This window comes from Butyrivibrio proteoclasticus B316 (genome assembly GCF_000145035.1).
Lineage (GTDB): Bacteria > Bacillota > Clostridia > Lachnospirales > Lachnospiraceae > Butyrivibrio > Butyrivibrio proteoclasticus.
In genome coordinates this window covers 1,147,671-1,172,290 of the sequence record NC_014387.1, presented here as the reverse complement: position 1 = coordinate 1,172,290, position 24,620 = coordinate 1,147,671, and the positions used below count along the sequence as shown (strand labels likewise).

General features: G+C 40.5%; 21 protein-coding genes. 2 read left to right on the top strand and 19 right to left on the bottom strand.

Annotation, left to right across the window (positions count from 1 at the left end):
* Positions 1 to 2: 2 nt before the first annotated feature.
* The 10 genes from pyrH to BPR_RS04850 all read right to left on the bottom strand — a co-directional run bounded on the left by pyrH (position 3) and on the right by BPR_RS04850 (position 9,945).
* Positions 3 to 701 carry a UMP kinase gene (pyrH, locus tag BPR_RS04895; RefSeq protein ID WP_013280351.1) on the bottom strand — a complete coding sequence of 233 codons (699 nt, stop codon included), beginning with the start codon at positions 699 to 701 and terminating at the stop codon, positions 3 to 5.
* A 20-nt stretch (positions 702 to 721) separates the two neighbouring features.
* On the bottom strand, positions 722 to 1,756 hold the full coding sequence (locus BPR_RS04890; RefSeq protein ID WP_042256580.1) for a polymer-forming cytoskeletal protein: 1,035 nt from the start codon (positions 1,754 to 1,756) through the stop codon (positions 722 to 724).
* Positions 1,757 to 1,789: 33 nt separating this feature from the next.
* Positions 1,790 to 2,770: a polysaccharide deacetylase family protein gene (locus BPR_RS04885; RefSeq protein ID WP_042256578.1), complete on the bottom strand. Its 981-nt coding sequence runs from the start codon at positions 2,768 to 2,770 to the stop codon at positions 1,790 to 1,792.
* A 114-nt stretch (positions 2,771 to 2,884) separates the two neighbouring features.
* Positions 2,885 to 3,565: a hypothetical protein gene (locus BPR_RS04880; RefSeq protein WP_013280348.1), complete on the bottom strand. Its 681-nt coding sequence runs from the start codon at positions 3,563 to 3,565 to the stop codon at positions 2,885 to 2,887.
* Positions 3,566 to 3,698: 133 nt separating this feature from the next.
* On the bottom strand, positions 3,699 to 5,318 hold the full coding sequence (locus BPR_RS04875) for a DUF5722 domain-containing protein (RefSeq protein WP_013280347.1): 1,620 nt from the start codon (positions 5,316 to 5,318) through the stop codon (positions 3,699 to 3,701).
* A 41-nt stretch (positions 5,319 to 5,359) separates the two neighbouring features.
* Complete coding sequence (truA, locus tag BPR_RS04870; protein ID WP_042256575.1) at positions 5,360 to 6,112, bottom strand: tRNA pseudouridine(38-40) synthase TruA; 753 nt, start codon at positions 6,110 to 6,112, stop codon at positions 5,360 to 5,362.
* A 54-nt stretch (positions 6,113 to 6,166) separates the two neighbouring features.
* Positions 6,167 to 7,351 carry an NAD(P)-dependent oxidoreductase gene (locus BPR_RS04865; RefSeq protein WP_013280345.1) on the bottom strand — a complete coding sequence of 395 codons (1,185 nt, stop codon included), beginning with the start codon at positions 7,349 to 7,351 and terminating at the stop codon, positions 6,167 to 6,169.
* Positions 7,352 to 7,452: 101 nt separating this feature from the next.
* On the bottom strand, positions 7,453 to 8,028 hold the full coding sequence (locus tag BPR_RS04860) for an ECF transporter S component (protein ID WP_013280344.1): 576 nt from the start codon (positions 8,026 to 8,028) through the stop codon (positions 7,453 to 7,455).
* A 23-nt stretch (positions 8,029 to 8,051) separates the two neighbouring features.
* Positions 8,052 to 9,479: a 23S rRNA (uracil(1939)-C(5))-methyltransferase RlmD gene (gene rlmD, locus BPR_RS04855; protein ID WP_013280343.1), complete on the bottom strand. Its 1,428-nt coding sequence runs from the start codon at positions 9,477 to 9,479 to the stop codon at positions 8,052 to 8,054.
* A gap of 64 nt (positions 9,480 to 9,543) precedes the next feature.
* The gene (locus BPR_RS04850; protein ID WP_013280342.1) at positions 9,544 to 9,945 is read right to left on the bottom strand and encodes a hypothetical protein; all 402 of its coding nucleotides are present in this window, start codon (positions 9,943 to 9,945) and stop codon (positions 9,544 to 9,546) included.
* Between the two features lie 177 nt (positions 9,946 to 10,122).
* On the opposite strand from BPR_RS04850, the gene BPR_RS04845 reads away from it, so the two are divergent.
* Both BPR_RS04845 and BPR_RS04840 read left to right on the top strand, forming a co-directional pair.
* Positions 10,123 to 11,781 (top strand): hypothetical protein, encoded by a 1,659-nt coding sequence (locus BPR_RS04845; protein ID WP_013280341.1) that lies wholly within the window; start codon positions 10,123 to 10,125, stop codon positions 11,779 to 11,781.
* Between the two features lie 193 nt (positions 11,782 to 11,974).
* Positions 11,975 to 13,555 carry a serine hydrolase domain-containing protein gene (locus BPR_RS04840; protein ID WP_013280340.1) on the top strand — a complete coding sequence of 527 codons (1,581 nt, stop codon included), beginning with the start codon at positions 11,975 to 11,977 and terminating at the stop codon, positions 13,553 to 13,555.
* Positions 13,556 to 13,606: 51 nt separating this feature from the next.
* Here the strand turns inward: BPR_RS04840 and BPR_RS04835 are convergent, their stop codons facing one another.
* From BPR_RS04835 to BPR_RS19660, 9 genes are all read right to left on the bottom strand, one after another.
* A complete protein-coding gene (locus tag BPR_RS04835) occupies positions 13,607 to 14,947 on the bottom strand; it encodes a DUF4153 domain-containing protein (RefSeq protein WP_013280339.1) in 1,341 nt (446 codons plus the stop codon).
* Positions 14,948 to 14,958: 11 nt separating this feature from the next.
* The gene (locus tag BPR_RS04830) at positions 14,959 to 15,177 is read right to left on the bottom strand and encodes a helix-turn-helix domain-containing protein (RefSeq protein WP_013280338.1); all 219 of its coding nucleotides are present in this window, start codon (positions 15,175 to 15,177) and stop codon (positions 14,959 to 14,961) included.
* A gap of 10 nt (positions 15,178 to 15,187) precedes the next feature.
* On the bottom strand, positions 15,188 to 15,667 hold the full coding sequence (locus BPR_RS04825) for a DUF2975 domain-containing protein (protein WP_013280337.1): 480 nt from the start codon (positions 15,665 to 15,667) through the stop codon (positions 15,188 to 15,190).
* A 335-nt stretch (positions 15,668 to 16,002) separates the two neighbouring features.
* Complete coding sequence (locus BPR_RS04820) at positions 16,003 to 17,871, bottom strand: glycoside hydrolase family 35 protein (protein ID WP_013280336.1); 1,869 nt, start codon at positions 17,869 to 17,871, stop codon at positions 16,003 to 16,005.
* A gap of 275 nt (positions 17,872 to 18,146) precedes the next feature.
* Positions 18,147 to 19,790 carry an ABC transporter substrate-binding protein gene (locus BPR_RS04815; protein WP_013280335.1) on the bottom strand — a complete coding sequence of 548 codons (1,644 nt, stop codon included), beginning with the start codon at positions 19,788 to 19,790 and terminating at the stop codon, positions 18,147 to 18,149.
* 44 nt (positions 19,791 to 19,834) lie between these two features.
* A complete protein-coding gene (locus BPR_RS04810) occupies positions 19,835 to 20,755 on the bottom strand; it encodes a carbohydrate ABC transporter permease (protein ID WP_013280334.1) in 921 nt (306 codons plus the stop codon).
* A gap of 41 nt (positions 20,756 to 20,796) precedes the next feature.
* Positions 20,797 to 21,753 (bottom strand): ABC transporter permease, encoded by a 957-nt coding sequence (locus BPR_RS04805; protein ID WP_042256571.1) that lies wholly within the window; start codon positions 21,751 to 21,753, stop codon positions 20,797 to 20,799.
* A 295-nt stretch (positions 21,754 to 22,048) separates the two neighbouring features.
* A complete protein-coding gene (locus BPR_RS04800) occupies positions 22,049 to 23,098 on the bottom strand; it encodes a LacI family DNA-binding transcriptional regulator (protein ID WP_013280332.1) in 1,050 nt (349 codons plus the stop codon).
* A 172-nt stretch (positions 23,099 to 23,270) separates the two neighbouring features.
* The gene (locus BPR_RS19660; RefSeq protein WP_052301796.1) at positions 23,271 to 24,536 is read right to left on the bottom strand and encodes an HD domain-containing phosphohydrolase; all 1,266 of its coding nucleotides are present in this window, start codon (positions 24,534 to 24,536) and stop codon (positions 23,271 to 23,273) included.
* Positions 24,537 to 24,620 lie beyond the last annotated feature (84 nt).

Genomic DNA, 24,620 nt, shown 5'->3' with positions numbered 1-24,620 from the left:
TATTAAACTCTAGTAGTAACTGTTGTTCCGTTAAATTTGCCTGAAGCAGCATTTACAATACTGTTCTCTTCCTGAAGAGCAAATACTCTCATAGGAACATTATTATCTCTTGCAAGAATAGAAGCTGTCATGTCTACAACCTGAAGATTCTCTGCAATCACTTCATCAATTGAAACAGTATCGTATCTCTTGGCATCTGGGTTCTTGGCAGGATCGCTGTCATATACACCATCAACTGCCTTGGCAAGAAGAATGTAATCTGCCTCAACCTCAATTGCTCTCAGAACAACACCTGTATCTGTTGAGAAATAAGGATGTCCTGTACCACCTGCAAAGAATACAACCATATTTCTTGCAAAATACTTATTAGCCCTGTCCTTGGAAAAGAGCTTGGTAAATGAACCACATTCGAATGGTGTAAGTATATTGGTCATCATGCCCTCGCTTCTGAATATTTCAGAAACATAAATGCAGTTCATGATTGTTGCAAGCATTCCGATCTGATCAGCCTTAACTCTGTCAATATTTTCGCTGGTACGACCTCTCCAGAAGTTGCCTCCGCCAATAACTATTCCAACTTGCGTTCCCTTATCTACAAGCTGCTTAACCTGCAAAGCTACCTTTCTGACTGTCTCTTCATCAAATCCAGTCTTTTTGTCGCCTGCAAGGGCCTCACCACTGAGTTTTAATAAAATTCTCATAACTATCTCCGACTATTCTATTATCTGTTTTTAAGTGTTTCAAAGAACTCTGATGGATTAACATCAGCATATGCCTGTGAGCACATACCCTCAATAACTGCACCATTGTTGATCTGTACAGACTGAGACTTGATGTTACCCATAACAATAGCTGTTGTGTCAAGAACTACAGGACCATGAACGTCGATATCGCCCTTAACAGCACCTGCAATAACTGCACTGGAGCCAAAAATATTACCAACGATAACTGTGCTCTGTCCAACCTTAACGCTGCCCTTACTTCTGACTTCGCCTGTAATTCTTGCTGACTCTGCATAAATTTCTGCAGCATCTGAATCACCTACGATTTCACCTGTTACGTTAAGTTTACCAAGACATTTAAGGTTACCTGTCACCTTACCAATAAGATCAAGAGATCCTGTTGTCTGAAGGTCACCTGTAATGACCATACCTTCTGTTATGCTGGCTGTCTCATCTGTTGGTGTCTGCTGTTCAAAATCCATAGTTTCATATCCCCCATCGTTTGAATTATTATCTACAGTTGCAGGTTCTTCTGCAACGTACATATCTACAGGCTCAGGCTCATGTGCAACAAACTGTGCATTGCTGACTGCCTCAAAACCAGTCTGTGGCTGCTCCACCTCAGTTTCAGCCTCTGTCTGCTCTTCAATACGCTCCTCAAGCTGCTCCAGTTCTTCCTGTGCGACAATAGCTTCAGCTTCTGCAGCTGCGCTCTGCTTGAGCTCAGCCATAACATCCAAAGCACTCTTAGGAGCTTCCTCCGGCTCAGCTATCGGCTGTAAAGTCTCTTCAGGTTCCTCGGCTACTTCCGGAGTAACCTCTTCTGTCTTATCCCCGCCAATCTCATCTAACTTGATATCATCCAGTTTGTTAAGCATACTGTCGATATCTACTCCCTTAGATTTGTCCCCGCGAGCAAGACCTTCCCCATTCTTGTCACTATCAAGAGCAGCTGTCTCATCAGCCTTATCATCAGGCATGAGAGTATTAACAGCCTGTGAAAGGTCATTCTTCAGCTCAGAAAAAAATCCCATCTTGATATCCTCCATTCGCTATAAATCTTGTTATTATTTGATATGTTGAACCGGTAACGTATCATCTGTTATCGGATATATCACTGTGTCATCCATTTCCTTAATAGCCTCTATGATTTCAGGAAGCGCCTCTACTGTAGCCTTCTTATCAGCGGCATCATGCATAAGTACTACGCAATGTTTGAATCTGGGAACATTCCCAACAATATTATTGTATATTGTGGTCTTGTTAGATCCCGATTTGTCATCTCCTGCAGATACATTCCAGTCAAAAAAGGTAATGTCGCCATCATTAAGGCATTCTATAAGCTCATGCATATCTACAGTACTGACGTTATTAGAACTTCCGCCGGGAAATCTGTAATACTTGGTCCAAACGCCAGTAGTCTCATACAGGAAAACTCTGAGTTTATCAAGGTCTGCCTTAAAAGAAACAGCTGAATCATAAATCACTTCATATTTGTGGCTATAGGAATGCATGCCAAGAGTATGTCCCTCATCAACAATCCTCTTGTACACATCTGTATATCTTGCATCAGGCTTGCCACATACAAAGAAAGTAGCCTTGACATCATACTCAGCTAAAATATCCAATATCTCATTGGTATTGGAGCTAGGTCCATCATCAAAGGTCAGATAAACATATCTGGTTCCCTCGATATCCTCTGGATTCTGTGCACCACTAACCTCAACATTGGCATAGTCAACGTCCATACTGACAGATTCTTCATTTTCTACTTCAGCGCTGGCAATTTTCTCTGCTTCAGCCTTCTCTTCAGCTTCTCTTGCAAGTATCTCCATTTCCGTTCCATACTTGTCCCTATACCAGTTGAGGTCTGTCCTACTCTGTTCATAGCTGCTATGAAGTCTGTCATATTTAATTGAAAGAATAATGCATATACAAGTTGGGATTAGACAAGAAGCAATTACTGTAGCAACAATCAGCCTCCGCAAGCGCTGAATACGTTTACTATAAACTTTCCCCGATCTACTAGTCTTCTCGTCAGACGTCATTACAATAAATCTCTTTCGTTTCAAAATATGTAACCAGTGAATAGTATAGCATAATTTATCCCTAAAAGAAAAGAGCGCAGGTCTATTTCCTGCGCTCTAAAAAAACTAATGATATTAAAAATCCATCAACGGATCATTTCCTGCCGAAGTATAAGTCAGTATATAAGTATCATAGCGGCCTGTATTGTGTCCAACAACCTGGGAATTAGAGCTTCCTCCATGAAATGTATAGCCAGTATCTGATATATTTACAGTATCAAAGCCGATTGCTTTTCCATTTCTCAGAAAAACAGTTCTGACTCCTACTCCCTGTATGTCATGCTCTGAATAATTTGTAGCCGACACCTGCAGACACTCTCCATTGTTGACAGCATCTATGTCCACGGAATTATAGGTACAGTTATCTGTTGTCGCAACACGGAATGAATATTTATAGCTTGCAGCGCCAGCTATTTCTGTATTTTTGAATTGTCCATATAGTATGAACTGCTGATCTTTTTTGACTGCATCAGAATAGTCCTGCGATCTTCCAAGAACATTTCCCGCTTTGTCAAAGACTGTAAAATCAGCCTGTACAGAAATATCAGCTCCTGTATTATTTGTTGCTAAAACAACATAATAAGTACACCAGTCAAAGCCATCAGGTATAACATATTCGCTGTTCACCCTGATATCTTCTGCTGAAGGTTCTGCAGCATAAACAGTCAGCTGACCGATTTCCAATATGCAGTTAAGCAAAATGAGGATCAAAGACATTCCCAACGATACAGTAACAAGAGCGATTTTTTTCCTCATAACCGGAACCCTCCAACCAGAATTTTTGATAAGTTAATTATCCTAGTTTCGGGTTAATTAATCGATGGTATCAGTGGTTATTTAATCCTTTTTTAACTTTATAAAAATATATGAACCCCGCGCCAGCACTGGCTTAGCGGGCATTCATCGCAGCGTTCCAATCACCAATTCCCATATAAGAAGCTGCCTGCTGCGTACATGTCGCATTACCAGCTCCGCTCATCTGTTTGAACACTTCAAAAGCCAGTTTTCTTCTACCTTTTTGGTCAGTAAGTCCCACAGAAAGTCCCTGTCTGACTTCAAGTGGAAAGTCCGTCTGCCTGTTAAATATGATCATCTTGATATATCTGTTAGTCATAGTCCTCTGATACGCATAAACCATGGCATAAGCCTGTGCCTCTTCTCCCTGAGTAGAGGAATAACCTATCTCCGTCAGAAGCACCGGACGTACATTTCCCTTAGTATTGCGCATTTGTGGCAGGCACAGATAATCAGTAAGCTGCTCAATATTTTCCATTGAAAGATATGGTGTATCAATATTATGCTGGATCATAGCCGCACTGGTCGCATCCTTGGGAGTCCAAAAGCTTGTCCAGGTCATAGGATAATTGTAAGGATGCTCTGCCACAGCCCAGTCAAAGTTTCCTTGAGCTGATGCAACGGCATTGATAGCTTCAATCATACTTCTTGCTGAATAATATGATCCGGGATTGTGTACATGTGTCCAATTCTGATCCAGACTGATACAGACAGTAGCATTTGCATTCTTACTCTTGATCGCATTGTAGCAGACTCTGAGAGAATCTACATACAATTGAGCATACGCAATCTCATCTGTTACTGTTGAATAGTTCCAGACATGCTTGGCATTAACTTCATTTCCAATTACCCAATTGTCAATCTGTCCCTGCCCATTCCGGCCATTATATCTGTTGGCAAGAAAAGAAACAACGGCCTCAAGATACTCAAGTCCCTTCTGTTCAGATGTATTCATCATATAATAGTTGCATCTTCCAAGACCGCTTCTGGAAGATGGAGCTATCATAAACTCCTCGCCCCTGGCATAGGGATTTAGCAAAACCATTGTAAGCCCTATTCCCTGATTGGTAGTTGTTCTTACGCAGTGGTCATATTGACTCATATAGTTCGAATCAAACCCATACGTCTTGCCATTATATTCATATTTAATCGCACCATTACCACCAATAACGTCTTCTAAATTGATATTATATGCGGCCTGCTGAACTCCAAGTTCAACAACCTCATTATTACCATTACCTATCTTGGCGCCATCAAGAATAATGCCTTTTTTTCCGCCATTTTTAGCCGGAATAGCTGCTCCAAGAACTTCGGGATTAGTTATGTACCTGGGATTAGTGACTGGAACCATAGTCCCTCCCTGAAGTACGCAAATCTGAAATTTGTCGTAGAGACGACAATCTGCTGTATTCATACCAAGTGGTACGCTAAAAACAGCTGAAGAGCCGACAGGAAGTGTTGAAACAGCATTTCCAGATGGGCCATTCTGATATACCTTCTCAGAATAAAGATAATAAACACCGTCATCACTAGATGGAAGGTCTGTTGCAGATGCAACGATATTTACATTGCTACCGCCAATTGTAACCGAATTAATTGCAACCGCACCTGTGCCGGCAGCATGGACAACAGCAGGATCCATTAAGAAAACAAACGCTATTGCAAGCGCTCCCGCCAGTGTCATAAATAGTTTTTTGCCAAATCTGTGATTCATATAACCCCCGTTATTAAAAAAATTGTATATACTAATTTAAATTAGTAATCCACCTTCATCATGCAAAGACCCTCAGGTCTGGCCGTAGGTCCTGCCTTTTTCCTGTCGCACGCTTTTAGAATATCCTGGATTTTCTCCGGTGAAATATTTCCATATCCCACTTCAAGCAACGTCCCCGTAAGTATCCGCACCATATTCTGCAAAAAGCCATTTCCATGAAAATAAAAACGTATGTAATTACCGTTTTTCTCAATATTGATAGTATCCAGTACCCTGACAGTAGATTTCTTCATCTTGGAATTACCGCAAAAGCTTCTAAAATCATGTTCCCCAATCAAAAGCTCAGCCGCTTTTCTCATCATATCTACATTCGGTTCACGATCAAGTACAGTAACGTACTTTCTGTCAAAAACCGGCTTACCGTCCCCATACCAGCAAGTATATCTGTAAGTTTTCCCTATAGCATTGTATCTTGCATGAAATCTGTCAGAACATACCTTGACTTCGTTGACGCTTATATCCTCCGGAAGATATGTATTCATGTAAGACTGAATCTCCGCTTCGGATAAATGCGTATCAAGAACGGCGCTGGCAGTCATTGCCCTGGCATGCACCCCGGCATCTGTCCTACCCGCGCCTATTAGATTTACTTCCCCGGTGCCTTCCGCACCTATCATTCTATTCAGCACGCCTTCTAATTTGCCCTGAATAGTCATTTCAAGGTCAGGCTTTTTCTCCCAACCATGGTATCTTGTGCCATCATAACTGATAATAAACTTATAATTCTGCTTCATTTCCCTCTTATTTCCAGACGTTAATTTGCAGAATCTATTATACATTAAACTTCACTAGTTTGTCTGCATAAATTTATGCATATCTTCAGCAATTTGCTTAGATACTGCTACTGCCGCAACCACAGTCTTGGCACCTGTCACAACATCTCCCGAGGCAAATACTCCCGGAATGGTAGTTTCGCCCAATTCATTAGTGGCAAGATTCCCTTTCTCATTCAGCTTCAGATTTTTTTCCTTACTGATAATCCTGTCCTGAGGAACCTGAGAAATCGCAATCAGGATACTGTCCGCAGGAATGAGTTTCTCTCCATCCTCCATCTTGAACACAGGTCCATCATCTTCAATTCTGACAATCGACATATTGTATTCAAATTTAACGCCGTCCACCTTGGCGTATTCAAACTCCTGCTTGGAAGCTGATACTTCCTGTCCTCTGACATAGACAGTCACATCTCTTGAACCATGACGTATTGCTGTTCTGGCAACATCCATAGCAGCATTACCTGCGCCAATTATAGCCACTTTGTCCCCAAGATCATATACGTCAGGATTATTGAGATAGTTGATAGCATAATAAACATTTCCAAATGTTTCTCCAGGAATACCAAGTTTTCTCGGTCTCCACGCTCCGGTGCCGATAAACACGCTCTTATAGCCATCGTTTAAAAGATCCTGGATATTTGTTGAACCCCCAATAGAAAAATTAGGTCTGAACTTAATGCCAAGCTCTCTCATCTTGACATAATACCTGTCAAGAATTGATTTAGGCAGCCTGAATTCAGGAATTCCGTATCTTAATATTCCCCCGATCTTATCATGTGTTTCAAAAACAGTAATAGAATAGCCTTTGAGTGCAAGGATAATAGCAATTGTTATTCCTGCAGGTCCCGCACCTATAACAGCTGCCTTTATTCCGTTTGAAGGAGCTTTCTTAAGCTCGAGCCTCTCAAAGCATGAATCCGATATGTAATTTTCAATAGAAGAAATGTGGATGGGATCCCCTTTTATCCCACGGACACAGTTTCCCTCACACTGATTCTCATGATTACAGACAAGGGAACAGATCATGGAAAGCGGATTGTTTTCAAACAACATCTCCGCCGCTTCCATCATCTTATTCTCCTTGAAAAGCCTGATCATCTCAGGAATATTAGTGTGAATAGGGCACCCATTTTCCCTGCATCTGGGATTAGGGCACTGTAAACAACGACTTGCTTCATCAATGACATGTACAGACATAGAATAATCCTCCCTTTTGGATTATTCTAATAAGAATAGTTATAGATAAAAACCTATTATTATGTAATAAAACTTGCCAAAATTGTAAATAATCACTGTTATTATTTCAGATCGCTTTTTCTAAGGAACCTGCTAAGTGCTGCCCAAATGATAAATGCATACACAAATCCGATGCAGGCAGTGATAAACTGAGTAGTAGAAAACGTTGTCTGAAATACAGGCATTTTCTTAATAAGAGGGCTTTCCTCAGAAATAAAAGTAGGAAGGAGCCATAGCGCAATAGTAAGTCCCATGAAAACGCCCTTTAAAAGCGCGCAGACTATAGCCTTTAAATAGCTCTTTATATCTCTGAGCCCTTTTCCGTCAGTAAGATCCTTTTTAAGTAAAAAATGTGTAGCAAGAACCAGTACTGCATTTCCTGCCATTATAAGCGGAATAATTCCAGGAACAGCCATCATAACAGGAGAAGCAGCAATAATATAAGCCGTAACAGGTGTTATAATGCTGAGAATTATGCCACTTGCAAGCCCCGCTGACAGCACAGCTATTATAAGGCACGCATTTATAACAGGCCCTGTTATAAACACACTCAGATTCTTAAAAAACTGGCTGATAATACAAATAGCCAAAAGTGCTGCAGTTATCACTATCTCCTTGGTCCCAAATACTTTTTTCATTGAAAACCCCCTTCAATTTAATTTTATTTTGTCAAAAGAGTTACCATCTCTATTGAACGCGTAAAAGGAAACATGTCTACAGGAATAGCTTTTTTAACCTTATAGCCTCCCTTAGTGATAAGCTCAAGATCACGTGCAAGTGAATCCGGGCTGCATGAAATATATACAATCTTATCCGGTGACAGATTTATCATCGATTCGATAAATTCTGGTGTGGAGCCGCTTCGTGGCGGATCCATGAAAACAAGATCAGCCTTATCTCCCGAATCAGCCATCTGCTGCATGAATCTTGTAGCATCATTTTCATAAAAAGTAATGTTGCTCACATTATTGATTTTTGCATTAATCTTTGCATCTTTTACTGCATCAGGGTTAAGTTCTACAGAAATAACCTCTTTCACATGAGGACTTGCAATAAGCCCGATAGTCCCAACGCCGCTATAGCAATCGAGTGCTACTTCATCCCCTTTGAGCTCTGCCATTTCAATTGCAGTGTTGTATAATACCTCCTGCTGAACAGGATTAACCTGATAGAATGACTTAGGGCTTATCTTAAATTTCATTCCGCAGCAGGTATCATAGATAAAACCAGGGCCATACATAGCCTTTTCTTTATCCCCCAGGATCATACTGGTCTGCTTGTCATTGACATTAAGAACTATTGTAGTAATCTCAGGATGCTCTTTCAAAAGAGCCTTAACAAAGTTATTCTTGGATGGGAAAATAGGTGAAACCGTAACCAAAACCACCATTATCTCACCGGTATTCTTGCCTATCCTGATGAGTACATGCCTCAAAAGCCCAAAACCGTTGTCCTCATCATAAGTCTTGATCTTGAAGGATTTGAGCATCCCACGAATGGTAGTGATAATAGCATCAGCCTTCTGATCTTCCAAAAGACAACTATCGATTGGAACAACATCATGTGTTCCCTCTCTATAAATTCCAGATAAAGGATTGCCCTTTTTGTCATGGGTAAAAACTGCGTGTACTTTGCATCTATAGTGCTCAGGCTCTTCCATTCCCACAAAAGCAGCAACTCTTGTGTATGGTTCAAGGAGTTCCGCAACATGAGCATGCTTCTGCCTAAGCTGCTTATCATATGGAGTATCGATCATCTGGCAGGCGCCGCACTTTTTAAAATACGGGCAGCGACTTTTTTTGACTGCCTCCGCTTTATTGTCCAGTGCGTCTCTTGTCCTGCCCTTTGATTTATCTACGGCTTTACTATTCTTTTTTACATTAGTATCTGTTTTCGTCCAGGTCGCAGCCTCTGCTTCGGCCCTGGCTCTGCTTCCAGCCTTAAGTCCATCTGTAAACTTCGCCTTTGAAGCAACCTTTTTATTCTTCGCTTTGTCCTTATCCAAGTCAGAGCGTTTCTCTTTATCTTTACCGCCGCTCATCTTCTGATTTATTTTTTCAAACTTTTTAACATTCTGATGATATGACATTATTCATCCTCTCTATCTACTTGCCTATATCATAAAAAGTAGGGGCGCAAGTCCCCTACTCATCTTAGTTTTCTTCCTCGTAGTCTTCAGTACTATTCTCAAACTTGAGTTCCGGCATCTCAAGCCCATCACCGTCATCATTACTCTTGACCGCTTCGCTTCTCCTGCGAATACGTTCATTAAACTTGATATCGCCGTTATCCTTGAATTTGATACCTTCTATTCCCTGAGCAAGCTCTCTGGCTCTTAGTACCTCACTTTTATTAATCCTAAAGGTGCAAACTATCTTGCTGCCTTTCCTGTCAAACAAACGCTGGATAATTGATTTATCCTGCCATTCTATAAAATATGAAATCCTGTGTGCAAGAAATCTTTCCTCGAGCTGCTTCTTGCTCTCCAAGCTATATACTCTGCAAAAAGCTATCTCGTTATTAAACACCTGATTACTCTGAATTATTGACGACATAAAAACTCTCTCCACCTAAACCAAATAATAAACCACTAAAAATTATAGCATAGAGAATAGTTCAAAAACAAGTTTGCATCTTTTTGCAACTTTATTTCAATTTCACATGTTTAACTTATGTAACAAACTTCCAAAGCGCTTTTTCTCTGGAAGTAAAGAAATGGAGGAAATGAAAAAATGTATAAGAAAGCACTAATCAACTTAACTGCTATCACAATGGCAATGTCACTTGCCTTTTCACCAGCAGTTACAACCTTTGCAGCTGAGGGCGCTGCCCCTGCAGAACAGGAAGTTCCTGCAACTCCTGCAGAAGTGCAGGAAACACCTGCAGTTCCTGAAGATGAGACTGAATCAGGTGTTCAGAAAATCGTCAGAGATGAAAATGACAGAACAAGCCTTGAAGTTAGCGAAGGTGTTGTAGAAGTTGAAGGTTCAATCGTAACAGATGAAAGTACAAAGGGAGCTCTTGTTGTTGAAAACGGAGCAGCTGCCATTGTAAATGATCCTGACGAAGGTGCTACTCCTGGTGTTATTTCAGGTGTTATTTCAGGTATTACTGCTAACGATGGCTCTACAGTTGTTGTATATGGGGATGTTACAGCAAGCGGCTATGAGACCACAGACGAAATGTCAGCCGGTGAAGCTAACGGAACCGGTCGTAGCGGTCACAAGCAGGGAAGTGCAATTCTCACAGACGGATCCAGCAATATCTATATCGATGGTGATGCCATCGGTTATTCAGATGGTATCCTTATTAATCCTGAAGTAAATTCCCAGGGTGGAAAAATAGTTGTTACAGGTACAATCGGTTCAATAGATGAGCATATCCACAGTGTACATCCTAAAATCATCGGACTTGTAGAGACACATGATGGTAACGATTTTGGTCAGGCAGGCGAAACAGAAGCAGAAATCGGTGCAAATGTAGTAAATGCTTTTCCTCATATATATGCATACGCATATGAGAATCAGGCTTTTGGTCTGACATATAGCACCATAGGACAGAACGCTGATACAATCTATAGATCTTATGTTCAGAAACAGATTGATGAAAAAATACATTTCATCATCCACACTGATGAAGCCACTAAAGAACATTTTACAATAAGCGGTTATGATGAAGATCTTATGGACGAATGCAATTTGATGACTGTCAGTGTTGATTCAGCCCTCAAGATTGCTGCAGACGCAGGCTATGCAATTTCCGCAGGTGATAACGTTACTGTAATCGACAACGGAGATGGAACTTACAACGTCAAGTTCATTAACTTCAAGGGTGGAATCACTATCTCAGCTTATCTCAAGCCTGTTTACACTCCTTCACCAGTTGCAGAAGCTAATAATTCCGAAACTCCTGTACAGGTTTCAGCTCCTGCAGAAAACGTTACAGAGGTTTCTGAAGTTAATCCTTTTGATATGCCTTTTATCTTCGCCACACTCACTGTAACACGTAACAGTGATCTTCCTGATGTACTCGGCGCTTCCCGCGAAGACGGCACTTCAAATGAAGTTATCAGCGGCAAAAAAGTTGTTAAAGTAGCTGCAGGTGAACTCTCCGCTATTCAGTATAAGAGAGCCTTCATCGATGGTGTTAAGAATGCTCCACAGGGTGCAGTATTAAGACTTGAAACATCTAAAGTTACATGCCTTGACAAGATGATGCTTACAGAACTTGCAAAGCGTCCTGACCTCACACTTCAGGTAGCATTCCCAGTAAATGATGAGCATGTAGAAGTAACTGTTCCTGCAGGCTATGATGTTCTTAGCCTTCTCGATGAAAACGGTTACTGCGGATTCCTGTATCTGAATTCTGTTTTTGCTTCAAACGCTCAGTAATACAGCCTCCAACTTTTCTTATTATTTATATTATTCAAGAAAGCTCCTCTCCTTGCATTTCAGGGAGGGGAGTTTTCATATAAATGTCTAATTTTGTCATGAGATATTTGCATACAATTTCATTGCATCTTCTCTATTCATTAGATAATATAAGGATTATAATTTTAAACTATCCTATTCCCGGAGGAAAACTATGTTTTCATTTCAAAGAGCAATACCAGAAGAAGCAGGAATTGCCTCATCTTCTATAAAAGATCTGCTCCTGTTTTTGGAGTCCAAAAATATACCAATGCACTCCCTTCTCATTATGCGCAAAGAAAGGCTTGTTTTTGAAAAGTACTATGCACCATATAAAGCAAGCACTCTTCATAGAATGTTCTCCATCAGCAAGAGTTTTACAGCACTTTCTATATTTCTTTTAGCTGATGAAAAAAGAATTTCTCTGGATGATCCAATAGTAAAATACTACCCTGAATATGTTAACGAAAGCACTCATAAATGGATAAAAGAAACGACTATCCGCAATATGCTGATGATGCGAACCTGCCACGCTTCTACGACCTACAAAGTTGATATGAAGTCCGACTGGGTTGAAAGCTTTTTTATCGTGCCACCAACCCATAAGCCGGGCACCGTATTTCACTACGACACATCAGCTGCCCATGTTCTGTGTGCGCTTGTTGAGAAGCTTACACATATGCCTATGCTTGACTATATGAAAGAGAAATTTTTAAACTATCTGGACTTTAGTCAGGATTCCTATATGGTCAAGGATCCTTTCGGAGTTTCAATAGGTGGAAGCGGCCTCATGGCTACTCCCATGGATATTCTCAAGGTTTTGTATGTGCTTGATAAAAAAGGCAGAGTCATCTGCAACGATGGTGTTGAGCGGACACTCATAAATCCAGAGTTCATAGAGCTTGCCACTTCAGACCTCAGTGATACCATAATGACAGGCCCTCTTCCAAGCGAATCAGCTGGATACGGCATGCAAATCTGGCAGAATGAAATGGGCGGTTTTGTCATGTACGGAATGGGAGGTCAGCTTGCCATAAGCCTTCCGGATGAAGAACTACTCATCATGACCACTGCTGATACTCAGGGTATCGCCGGCGGAAATCAGGTGATCTATGATGGCATTTATAAATATCTTTTGCAGGGAATACAGGATAATGAATCCGGAAATCAAGGTGTAAATATAAGTTCCTCGAAGCCTGATGATTACAAAGATCTTATGGATACAGCTGATAAGCTTCGTATTTCCATGCCGAGGGTTCCGGGCAAAGATCATAAAATTCAGGCTGCTGATCCTTGTTCCAGCAACGCGATACTGCCTGACAACATTATGAGTATTGCACAAAAGTCAGGTGATTCATATGAGCTTAGATACAATTTAGACGATAACAGGCAAGGTTTTTCTACTCTTACACTCTCATTGTCGGATAAAGAATCTGTCTTGACTCTTGGATCTATGCTCCAAAACAATTCAATTTCTATCAGATTCGGATTACAGGAAATGCTAGAAGGAGATATCGTAACATGTAGTGATCCATCTGCATCAATAAAGCCAGATGATACCCACTATGCCGCAGGTGCCATCTGGCTCAGAGAAAACGTTCTATATATTCGTGTTCACCTTATTGATGAATGTGTAGGTTCTCTTCGTTTCGAGCTTTACTTTGGAGAAGACGATGTTACTGTATTCATGCGCAAGATCGAAGAAACCTATTTTAAAGAATTTGATGGACATCTCTATGGAAAGCTTACCAAATAATCAGCTTATCCCATAGAACAAATCGCGCAAGCCAACCCCATCCATCCATTATCAGAATTTAAAACAAACTACAGCAGAAAATGAAACTGCCGCAAGGATTATACCGATCTGAGCGGCAGGTATTTTTTTGTAGAAGCGAACTATCAAAAGAATGCACCACGCGATCACGTTCATCACCACCCATGAAGACATGATCCTTCTGGGAGTGATGCCAAATATAGCAATGTATACTCCGCAAAGATTACAAGCTGCAAGAATCGCAAATCCAAGTGCAAACACAAAGAGTACAGTTACGAGTATTCTTGTTATTTTTTCCTCCCAAAGAGCCTTTCTGGAAAAGAGACATGAAGCTGCTAGTATTGCAAAGTTCAAAAGCACTACTCTGATAAGGCTCCAAAAGCTGCCAACAGCTCTTACAGATGCCTCATGGGCTGTTGCCGCAAAAAGCCCCTTATGATTTGCAAAATCATAAATAGCTGTACCAAGGAAAAGAGTATAAAGAAGACATACACTTCCGATAATAATATATGCAGAATACGCAGGAAGCTGATGACACCCCTGGGTTTCCTCTTCAAAACCATCCCTTGTAATGTAGGGTTTGTTATTATTAAGTGCTCCGCCTACAAGGCTGAATAAGAACCAGCCAACAGGAATAGAACCTATTATATAAACAATATTCTCAACTGTATAATCCCAAAATTCCTGTTTAAAAAACTTATCAAGGTTAATAAAGAATGTGTCTCCCACTTTACCAAAAGTCTCTGATGCCTCCGAAAGCTGTGCAAAGGCATACATACAGACTATAAGAGCTATGAAAAGTGAGATTAAAATAGTAGCTACCGTCTTGGCAGGAATCTTTTTTCCGGGAACAACATTTCCGTTTTCATCATGTTTGGCTTCTCTCTTGAAAACAGCCACTACTCTCAGGAAAATGTTCATAACCGGAATTACACAAAAGCCCTGAAAACAGTCTAATAAAAACAGTATTCCACTTCGTCCTGCAGCAAGCAATCCCGTTCTTGCAAGAATATAATAGATTATCGTAAAGTGCCAAAAGAAAATCTGGGCAAGTTCCCAATCCTCATGAAAATTCCACACGGCAAGTCCAATTGACTGTAGCAAAACGCATCCAAGAAAGATCAAAGGCTCGACCCTGGAACTCTTTTTATCAGCAAGACTCTGATAAGTTACACCTGCCTTGTATGCAAAAAGCTCAACGCAGAGCATGAACAAAACTCCAAATATGCACATCCTGAGCCCATAATGATCACTCCAAAACTTGTTATCAAGCATTCCGCCGCCCCAAGCCATATACTTGACATAAATAAACCCGACAACATAACTGATTATTGCAGCCCATCTAAAGACCACTCTGTTTCCCTTGATTTCCATACAACTCTCCTTCACTCTTTTTCCTCTTCATCAGGAACGTATTCCAAAATATCCCCAGGCTGGCAATTAAGCTCTTTGCATATGGCATTTAGTGTAGAAAACCTGATTGCCTTGGCCTTGTTATTCTTGAGAATAGAAAGGTTGGCATTTGTAATATCAACCCTCTCTGCCAGATCTCCGGCGCCTATCTTGCGCATTGCCATTACTACATCCAAATTAACTCTTATCATAGATGCCTCCTCACACAGTAAGATCCAGTTCATCCTTCATTGCAACTGCCTTGTCAAAAGCGTGGCCAATTACACTGATGATCGGTGTTACAAAAGCAGCCGTGACAGTGATGACAAAGATCATGTAAGTACATGTGATTCCAATGGCAAACGTAATAATGCAGGCCAGAAAAACAAGATTAGAAAGAATCCTGAGAGCTATGACATTCTGTTCTACAAAGACCTCTCCGATTTCTATTCTGCAAATCAGCTTATATAACATAAACAAAAAAACAAACAAGATTGCTGCAAGAACGTAACCACCGATCAGCATTATCCAATATCTGTATGCGTCAGGTACAAGTGGTGAAGTCTTAGTCATAACAATCTCAACTATCTTCGGTCCCAGAACGCACATAATAACTGCAGCAACAGTCAGGATAACTATAAACGCCTTGGTTGCTCCTATACTTGCAAGTTCTCCAACACTTATCTTCCTGTCTCTTCCCATTAGCTACCTCCTGATTGCCCCTCCGGGCTATTGCCTTTGATTTATTATTCTCTGTTGCATCTCTGTCGCACTGCGCTTACTGATGTAGCGCTGTTGTAATCAGTATAAGTGTCCCGGAATTGAATGTCAATATATTTTTATCGTTTATCAATATATTTATATCGTTATTCATGTAGTCATTCATTTTATGACTCATTTAACGAAAAACGCACCATACTAAATGTATGATGCGTTCTCCAAAAACATTTTATGAGGAAACTTGCGTTATGCACATTAAATATAAAGCCGGTGTATAAATAATATAGAAATTCTATCCTGTCTCACCAGCTCCGTTATCATCCGATATCTGGCTCATCCTTAAGCTCGATAGTATCTCTGACTTTTCCTTCAGTTTCAAATATAATGATCTCATTCTCGCCATCTTTTAAAAGAGGAGCAGGAATATACAGTCTCTTCTGTGGTCCAATCTCCCAGAATCTGCCGAGGTTGAAGCCATTTATAAATGCGACGCCCTTGCCCCAGCCAGTAAAATCAAGGAATGTATCGCCCTTTTCATCAACATTAAATGTAAACTTGTAGAAAGCAGGTGCTCCTTCCTTATAATCTCCTGAGAAATCAACCTTATCTACGTTATCAAGTGGAAGTGTATAAATATCCCAGTCATTGTGAATGTGACCGTTTATCTGGACACATCTGCCAATACCCTTTCTCTGTGTCTCCATACGAGGTCCGAAATTAACACGTCCCATATTCTCAACAAGAATATCAAATTTCTCATTAAGTCCCTGCAGAGTTCCTGTAGACAGGCCTGCTTCTCCGATAGCTGCAGCAGCTGTTTCAGGAGTAAGTCCTCTCTCCATCATGAACTTTCCTGCGAGCATCTGTGCAGGCTGAGAACATGCAAGATATTTTTCCATAGGAATGTTATGCTCATCGTTAAGTTCCAGATCATACAGGGTAATAAGAGGATTTTCCTCAACAAATACATTTGCCCTGTCACCAGTCTCCCAAAGTTTGAGCTTGGCAATTCCCGCCTCTGAATGAAGCCTTGATCTGTAGAGAATATATCCATAGTTCTGATCAAGTTCTTCCATGTTAACTGTATATGGAAGATGTACAGGAGTGCTGATGGTATCAAGTGTTTCAAAAAGAGATACCTTATCAGTACATGTCAGTGTTCCATAGCTCTTTCTCTGAATCTTAGTAGTAAGTTCAACCTCAGGAACATCTACATACTTACCAATGATTTCCTGATATTTACGATACTTCTCTGTTATCTGTCCATCCTCTGTGAGTATTCCATCATAGTCATAGCTTGTGACATCAGGAGTAAGCGCATCATAATAGTTTGATCCATTCATGAACCCAAAGTTTGTTCCGCCCTGGAACATATAGATGCTGACATTACCAAGTTCAAGCATCTTATCAAGGTCCTCTGCGCTCTGAACAAGGTTTCCCTTCATGTGACCGCCATTTCCCCAGTGATCAAACCATCCAACCCAGAACTCAGCACACATGAGAGGTCCGCCATTTGTGTAATCTTTGATCACATCAAATCGTTCCTCTGTCTTGGAACCAAAGTTTCCTGTAGGGTGTGCTCCCTCTGCATAACCGCCTCTATAGCTCTCGTGATAAGGTCCGTCTGATGTAATAAGAGGTACAGTAACGCCATATTTAACCATAAGATCATGCATAAACTTCATATACTCATGGTCATTAGCATAATATCCATATTCATTTTCAATCTGCATGAGGATGACATTTCCGCCATTATCAATCTGATATTTGGTGATCTTGGGCATAAGAACCTTATAGTAATCCTCAACTGCATCCAGGAACGGCTTATAGCTCACTCTAAGGCGCATGTTTCTATCTTTTAACAGCCATGCCGGAAGTCCGCCAAATTCCCACTCTGCGCAGATATATGGAGATGGTCTGATAATAATATAAAGTCCAAGCTCCGTAGCAGTCTGTATAAACTTCTCAACATCACAGAAACCTTCAAAATTAAACTCTCCCTTTTTAGGTTCTGTAAGATTCCAGGGAATATAAGTTTCAACTGTATTACAACCAAGGGCCTTTAGCTTTTCCAGTCTGTCAACCCAGTATTCCGGAACAGTCCTAAAATAGTGAAAAGAACCGGATATAACCTTAAATGGTTCACCGTTAAGGTAAAAGGTATCCTTAATTTCAAATTTTCCCATAATAATCTCCTTTACAATGCTTAAATATAAACCACACCCAAAGCTTAAATATACCCTTATATCAGTATTTTGAAAGTGATTGAAAGAGTATTATACTAGCAAATATCACTTTATAAAATACACATATAAAAGCGTATTTACAGTTTTGAAAACTCGCCGTAGTTTCAACGTTTCCGTCTTATTAAGGTAAAGGGAATACTGCAAGTGATCTACAGTATTCCCTTTTATTTCCTACATTTTAGGACTATTCAGATCTCTTTTACCAAGATATCAAATTACTTGTAAAGAGCATCGAACTGTGCCTGAAGCTCAGCTGTAACATCATCGATACCAGCCTTCTTAAGAGCTTCCTGATATTCAGCAACGATTTCTTCTGCAGTGCCTGTGTACTTACCAAATGCGATCTGCTTCATGTATGTTGTGTGAATATCATTGATGTTGTCGATCTTAGACTGAATGTCATCTACGTTAGGAACGAACTGTCCATATGGATAGTCGATCTTGATTGCATCATACTCTTTGTAGAGCTTCTCGATAGCATCCCAGTTCATTGTAGCGTCCTTGATCTCAAGGTCATCGTTACGTCCCCACCAGTAGTTTACAGAAATACCATCTGTAGCTGAGTTGTATCCATCTGGAGTCTTTCTCATGCCATCAGGTGTGATCTCGTATGAAACGCCTTCAACACCATAGTTGAAGAGCCTGTAGCACTCAGGATCGTTTCTGATAAGGTCATAAACCATAAGTGCTCTCTCAGGGTTCTTGGAAGCTGCAGAAATAGCCATAGCACCGTGTGTGATTGAAAGAGCTACAAGGTTCTTGGTCTCTTCACCAAAGTAGAAGAAGCCTGTCTCTGCGTTAGGATCATCATAGATTGTGTAACCATCCTTGTGTGAGCAAAGATCTGTCCAAGTCTGTGTGTGGTGCTGTTCAGCTGCTACACGGCCAATCTTGAAGTCTTCTCTGTTGTCAGAAGTTGTGTTGTTGAGAACGTCTGTCTTCCAAACGCCAATCTCATCCCATTCCTTCATCATCTTAGCAAATTCAACAAGTGAATCTGTATCTGTTACATATGGTGAATATACTGTGTAAAGGTCATCCTTTGTACCACCCCACATAGCGCCGGAGTTGATACCATCGATTGAAACATAGTTAGAGTGAGATGTGATCCATCCACCAACCATTGTTGCATACTGTGTGCCGTCTGAATCCCAAGGAATAACATCAGGATATGTAGCTTTTACATACTTGAAGTATGTTGTAAGGTCTTCCCAGCTCTTAACGCCATCAGCAAGGCCTGCTTCCTTAGCCCAGTCAAGACGATATGCAAATCCGTGGTTAGTCCACTGTGCATAGTTATCTTCAGGCATAAGATAGATTTCTCCGTTGTATTTGCAGAGATCCCAGTGCTCAGGTGAAACTGAAGCCCATGTCTTAGGAGCGTATGTCTTGAGCATATCCTCAGAAAGCTCAAGGAAAGCACCATTCTTGGCATTTGGCCAAGCATCAAGCCAGTCAGAAGCTGTACCAACGAGGTCAACAGTACCATCCATACGTGCAAGTGTTAAGTTGTAGTTTGAAAGGTAATCTGTCCAGTCGATGTAGTAAACTTCAAGTTCTGCATTAACCTTCTCTGTAAGGATCTTGTTCAGCTGCTCAAGCATTGCATCTGTCTGGTTTCCTTCTGGAGCGCCACCTGTTGTCATGTAAGTGATAACTACATGCTCAGATGTGTCAATTGCAGGAGTCTCAGCTGCTGTATCACTGCTTGCTGTCTCTGTAGTAGTCTCTGTTTTGGTTTCTGTCTGTGTTGCAGTTGTGTCTGCAGGAGCTGGTGTTTCAGCTGTAGATGAGCCACATGCTGCGATTCCCATTACCATGCTTGCGCTAAGTAATGTTGCTAATAACTTTTTCTTCATTTTTATCCTCCTTTTTGATAAGAAAATGAGTATATGTGTTCCGGTTAGCCCTTTACCGCTCCAACCGTAATACCACCGATAAAGTATTTCTGAACGAATGGATACAGGAATACGATAGGACCTGTAGCCATAACTGCAGTTGCCATCTTAAGTGACTCTGTAGGTACATCTGTAAGTGTGATGTACTGTCCGGCGATTGAATTCTTGAGCGCCTGAGTTTCGTTAACAACCTTGTACAGCTGGAACTGAAGTGGCTTAACAGCTACTCTTGAGCTAAGGAAAAGAGATGACTGATACCACTCGTTCCAATAACCAAGTGCAAGGAAAAGACCTATTGTAGCAAGAGCTGGCTTGAGCATAGGAAGAATAAGTCTTGTAAAGATGACCATATCTCCGGCTCCATCAATCTTACCTGATTCTGTAATCTCATGAGGAATAGCCTTAACGAAGTTCTTCATGAGGATGATCAGCCAAGGTGACATGAGAAGAGGGAAAAATACTGCCAGATAGCTATCATTTAATTTGTAGGTCTGTGTCATCAACAGATAATAAGGTGCAAGACCTGCTGAGAACAATGAAGTAAAGTAAATGTAGAAAGATATTGCATTTCTGAGAGGGAAATCTTTTCTCTGAAGTGCATAACCTGTCATAGCAATGATCATAAGTCCAACTGCTGTTCCACAAACAGTAAGAGTAATAGTAAGTCCGTAGGACCTCCAGATCATTCCGCCTCTTACAACCATCTCATAAGCCTTGAGAGTGAAGTCCTTGGGAATAAGCTTAACGCCCTCTGCTCTGATTACTGTTTCATTGGTAAATGATGTACCGATGATAATAAGGAACGGAAAAATACATGCCAGTGCATAAAATGTAATGAGTACATAACCAAATACTCTGATTATAATATCTGAAACGCCAAGTTTAACTTTAACGCCTGTCATTTCAAGTTCATTTGTCTTTGCCATTTTTGACTCCTCTTTTCTCTAATATGATAAGTTCGTAGCAATCAGAATAGTGAATAGTCAGGGTCAATCTTCTTAACTATAAAGTTGACTGCCATAACCATTGCAAAACCGATGATTGACTGGTACAAACCAACAGCAGATGCTGTAGAGAAGTTGAAGTCTGTAATAGTAGCACGGTATACGAAAGTCTCAATAATATCCGTTGTAGGATAAAGAAGTGAGTTAGTACCGATAATATTGTAGAACAGACCAAAGTTACCTTTTACAATTCCGCCAAGAGCAAACAACAAAAGGATTACGATTGTTGGCTTAAGACCAGGAAGAATGATATATCTGATCTTCTGGAAGGCATTTGCACCATCAACCTTGGCTGCCTCAATGATCTCAGCATCAATTCCGCAAATTGCAGCGAAGTAAACAACTGAGTTATAACCTGTCTGCTGCCAAAGATGAACGATTACCAGGATAACCGGCCAAACCGATGGGTCTGAATATGGTCCCCACTTTTCTCTTCCCAAAGCTGTAAGGATCTCATTAACAAAACCATAGTCATAGTTTAAAAGGTTATAAACAAGAATTCCTACAAGAACCTGTGAAATAAAGTAAGGAAGGAACATCATTGTCTGTGAAACCTTCTTGAACATCTTGCTCTGCATTTCATTAAGAAGGATAGCTACCAGAATAGCAAGGAAGTTACCAAGTAAAATGAAAGCAATGTTATAAAGAATTGTATTCTTGGTAAGATCAAAGAGCTTACCTGACTCTGCCAGGAACTGGAAGTTCTTAAGTCCTACAAACTTACTTCCAAAAATTCCATCTCTGTAGTTGTATTTAACAAAGGCCACCCAAATACCGGGCATCGGCATATAGCTGAAAAGGAAGAAAAAGACTACTGCAGGCAAACACATCAGCTCCAAAACTCTGTATCTCCACAAAGTCTCTAGCACTCCGCGCTTCCTGACTACCTGCGTAGAAGATGAATTAGTATTCTTACTCATGGAAACCTCCCAATTACTCGCGATTGCTTTTTCATTAAACACAGTCCCCGTATTGTGCATTTTAACAACTTGCAACCGATTTCATATTATTATTTAATCATTAATGCCATATAATAGTCAATAATTATTTTGAAACCGATTGCAGTTTTAGTGAATTAATACAAAAAGGAGGAAGCTTTACTAGTTACTTCCTCCTATTTTTGTACATTTTGCCATATATTGTATACAAAAATACCATATTGCATTATCACGGTTTCAAAAACAATTTTCCGTATATTTTTCCATCTATCGTTTTTCAGTTATAACAAGCCCCTGTACTATCTCTGATAACCAGCACCGGTTCCACCATCTGAAGATCTTCCACTTCTTTTCCGGCAGATACTGCAACCGCTGTATCTATCAGCTTCTGGCCATACTTATCGTAGTTATAATCAATACTGGTAAGCTTTGGAGACATCAGATCAGCAATATATGTATTGTCAAAACTAACTACAGATATATCCTCAGGCACTCTAAGTCCATGCTCTCTTATGCTCCTGAGAGCACCACTTGCAGCAAAGTCATTTATAGCTATTATCGCAGTAGGCCTATCCTTAAGCGCCAGAATTTTATTGGTCGCATCATAGCCCGATTCAGGATCGTAAGAACCATTAACTACATACTCTCCATTAACCTTTATCCCATGTGCATTAAGCTTTTCCTGATATCTCTGATATTTATAAAAAGTAGAAGCAACGCGCATTTCTCCGCCAACAAGAGCTATTTTACTGTGGCCCAGTCCTATTAAATGTTCCATAACAAGACTCATTCCTTCTGCTTCATCAATCACAACTCTGTGAACCGGGGCCTTATCAAGCTTACCTGTAACTATAACAGGTGTACTTGCACAGACTGACCTTACTTTTTCAGCATAAGCATCGTCTGTTATAAGGTCGTCTACGCGGCCGCCCATCTGAATTATCGCATCAACCTTCTGTTGCAGCAGTAGATCAAGCTGCGACTGCTCTCTTTCTTTTACGCCAAGGGAATTGGCAAGACCCACACTATATCCCGCTTTCTCAGCTGCAATCTCGCATGCTACAAAAAGAGCTGAATAATATGGGTTTCTGACATCTGCCGCAATAATACCAATAGTCTTGGTGGCAGTATCAGAAAGACCCTTGGCCAATGCATTAGGCTTAAAATTATATTTATCTATTATGCTCTGGATTCTGTCCTTCTTTTCCTTGCGAACGGAAGCACTTCCGTTTAGGACACGAGAAACAGTAGAAGCTGAAACTCCAGCCTCCTCTGCAATATCATAGATTGTAATCGACTTACCGGCATTCAGTCTATCGTTTTCCATAAAAAACTCCGTCTTGGGGACTGTCTGAAACCGATTTCAATTTCATATTACGAAATTACAAACATATTGTCAATAGATATATTCAATCATCCCTTTCCCACACCACAACTCTCAGTTACTGTTCACTCGCTAACAGCTATGTTATGGTATGAAGAGGGATGGTTTGGGTGTGTCAGATTCCCATATAGACCCCGGGGATGTCGCTTTCTGTGATGTGGAAACTATTTGGTCCGTTATCATTGTCGGCCGTTTCCATCTTAACGACGTTAACGTAGCCATCATTTATCATGTCGACCATGTATTTGACAAGGTCCGGATCAAACTGTGTTCCTGAACCGTTTTGGATCTCTTCTATTATTTCATCTTTATTAAGGTGGCGTCTGTAAACACGGTTGCTGGACATTGCGTCGTAGGAATCGGCTACTCCGACAATTCTTGCATAAAGCGGAATTGCTTCACCTCTAAGGCCTTCAGGATAGCCCGTTCCATCATACCTCTCATGATGATAAAGAGCTGTCTCTCTTATTCCTCTGATAGAAGACATCTGCTTGAGCATTTTGCCACCGGCGATTGTATGATTCTGAATAAGTTTTCTCTCTTCATCTGTTAGTTTACCCGGTTTATTAAGAACTGCATCAGGAATACTTATTTTCCCTGCATCATGTAATAATCCGGCATAATATATATTCTGAACCTCATCACCGGAAAGCCCCATTCTCTTAGCTATCTCAGCAGCATACATGGCAACTCTCTTGGAATGGCCACGTGTATATGGATCCTTGGCATCAATAAAGCTTATGAAAGTATTCATGGACTGCAGAATGATCTTAACATCATTTTGCTGTCTTTCCTTATAGTTTCTAACATTAACCCTTGTAACCCAGTAGCCGACAAAAGCAACAAGCCAGATTCCTATCGCAACCATTATAATCGGTCCTATAAAGTCTTTTTGTCCGCTTAATATTTCATAACCTACAAAGTTAATTGAATCCGGCTCAAATGGCTCAATAGTATTTAGCAGCACTCTAAAGGATGTAGCCTCATAGGAATTAATGTCTATATTGTAATACTCAGGCGCAAAGATAAGCTCATTTCTATCCAGATGCTGGTTAAGGGCTGCATCCCAGGAATTCTTGACCACTGTTCCTTCAGGGACCATGAGATTTGCCTTCCAGTTTGATATTCTGTTGTCTCCGATATTAGTTATAAGAAATTCAAACTCCGCATCGTATCCTGACGGAGTCCTATGTTCACGTTTTTTTTCGTAAGAAGCATAGATTTTGTCAGACAATCTGGCACCATTCAGATTCAGATCCGACTTATATTCAGATGATACATTATTATCCAGGGCATACTTATTTACCAGATACCCGGTAAGGAGCATCATGAGAACTGCCATGAACATCATTAGTGTATTTAGTGATTTTTCTACGTTCATATATTCATACCCATAGGAGCGCATTTACACACAATTCTACGAATACATTATATACAACCATTTATGGTATATCAGTTATTATTC

Coding starts and splice junctions, on each gene's coding strand:
- pyrH (WP_013280351.1), bottom strand. CDS start 701: ATGAGAATTTTATTAAAACTCAGTGGTGAGGCCCTTGCAGGCGACAAA.
- BPR_RS04890 (WP_042256580.1), bottom strand. CDS start 1,756: ATGGGATTTTTTTCTGAGCTGAAGAATGACCTTTCACAGGCTGTTAAT.
- BPR_RS04885 (WP_042256578.1), bottom strand. CDS start 2,770: ATGACGTCTGACGAGAAGACTAGTAGATCGGGGAAAGTTTATAGTAAA.
- BPR_RS04880 (WP_013280348.1), bottom strand. CDS start 3,565: ATGAGGAAAAAAATCGCTCTTGTTACTGTATCGTTGGGAATGTCTTTG.
- BPR_RS04875 (WP_013280347.1), bottom strand. CDS start 5,318: ATGAATCACAGATTTGGCAAAAAACTATTTATGACACTGGCGGGAGCG.
- truA (WP_042256575.1), bottom strand. CDS start 6,112: ATGAAGCAGAATTATAAGTTTATTATCAGTTATGATGGCACAAGATAC.
- BPR_RS04865 (WP_013280345.1), bottom strand. CDS start 7,351: ATGTCTGTACATGTCATTGATGAAGCAAGTCGTTGTTTACAGTGCCCT.
- BPR_RS04860 (WP_013280344.1), bottom strand. CDS start 8,028: ATGAAAAAAGTATTTGGGACCAAGGAGATAGTGATAACTGCAGCACTT.
- rlmD (WP_013280343.1), bottom strand. CDS start 9,479: ATGTCATATCATCAGAATGTTAAAAAGTTTGAAAAAATAAATCAGAAG.
- BPR_RS04850 (WP_013280342.1), bottom strand. CDS start 9,945: ATGTCGTCAATAATTCAGAGTAATCAGGTGTTTAATAACGAGATAGCT.
- BPR_RS04845 (WP_013280341.1), top strand. CDS start 10,123: ATGTATAAGAAAGCACTAATCAACTTAACTGCTATCACAATGGCAATG.
- BPR_RS04840 (WP_013280340.1), top strand. CDS start 11,975: ATGTTTTCATTTCAAAGAGCAATACCAGAAGAAGCAGGAATTGCCTCA.
- BPR_RS04835 (WP_013280339.1), bottom strand. CDS start 14,947: ATGGAAATCAAGGGAAACAGAGTGGTCTTTAGATGGGCTGCAATAATC.
- BPR_RS04830 (WP_013280338.1), bottom strand. CDS start 15,177: ATGATAAGAGTTAATTTGGATGTAGTAATGGCAATGCGCAAGATAGGC.
- BPR_RS04825 (WP_013280337.1), bottom strand. CDS start 15,667: ATGGGAAGAGACAGGAAGATAAGTGTTGGAGAACTTGCAAGTATAGGA.
- BPR_RS04820 (WP_013280336.1), bottom strand. CDS start 17,871: ATGGGAAAATTTGAAATTAAGGATACCTTTTACCTTAACGGTGAACCA.
- BPR_RS04815 (WP_013280335.1), bottom strand. CDS start 19,790: ATGAAGAAAAAGTTATTAGCAACATTACTTAGCGCAAGCATGGTAATG.
- BPR_RS04810 (WP_013280334.1), bottom strand. CDS start 20,755: ATGGCAAAGACAAATGAACTTGAAATGACAGGCGTTAAAGTTAAACTT.
- BPR_RS04805 (WP_042256571.1), bottom strand. CDS start 21,753: ATGAGTAAGAATACTAATTCATCTTCTACGCAGGTAGTCAGGAAGCGC.
- BPR_RS04800 (WP_013280332.1), bottom strand. CDS start 23,098: ATGGAAAACGATAGACTGAATGCCGGTAAGTCGATTACAATCTATGAT.
- BPR_RS19660 (WP_052301796.1), bottom strand. CDS start 24,536: ATGAACGTAGAAAAATCACTAAATACACTAATGATGTTCATGGCAGTT.